The sequence below is a fragment of the Enterobacter cloacae complex sp. P1B genome (genome assembly GCF_014982345.1).
Taxonomy (GTDB): Bacteria; Pseudomonadota; Gammaproteobacteria; order Enterobacterales; family Enterobacteriaceae; genus Enterobacter; species Enterobacter bugandensis.
This window is the reverse complement of record NZ_JADCLF010000042.1, coordinates 1-392: the sequence shown is the minus strand read 5'-3', so window position 1 is coordinate 392 and position 392 is coordinate 1. Positions and strand designations below refer to the sequence as shown.

At 55.6% G+C, this 392-nt stretch carries 1 pseudogene; it reads left to right on the top strand.

Annotation, left to right across the window (positions count from 1 at the left end):
* A pseudogene (locus INF77_RS23145) lies at positions 1-376 on the top strand (thiamine pyrophosphate-dependent enzyme); the annotation flags it as partial.
* Between the last annotated feature and the right edge of the window lie 16 nt (positions 377-392).

The following is a 392-nucleotide window of genomic DNA, read 5'->3' as shown; positions in this document are numbered from 1 at the left end:
CGCGGCTGACGCCCTGGAGGATCAATGGATCTCGCTGATTGGAGGTGACGGCGGGGCTTACGACATCCGCTTTGGCGGGTTGTATCATGTGGTAAGCCTGACCGAAAACGTCAACATTCTGGTTCTGGATACGCTGTGTTATTCCAATACCGGTGGTCAGGCATCGAATGCCACGCCGCTGGGCGAGGTCACGAAATTTGGTGAACACGGTTAACGCAAGGCACGTAAGGATCTCGGCGTGAGCATGATGATTTACGGCCACGTTTACGTCGCGCAAATCTCGCTGGGGGCGCAGCTTATCCCGAATGTGAAAGCCATTCAGGATGCTTAAGCGTATCCGGGGCCGTCGCTGATCATTGCCTACAGACCGTGCGAATAGCATGGCTACGACC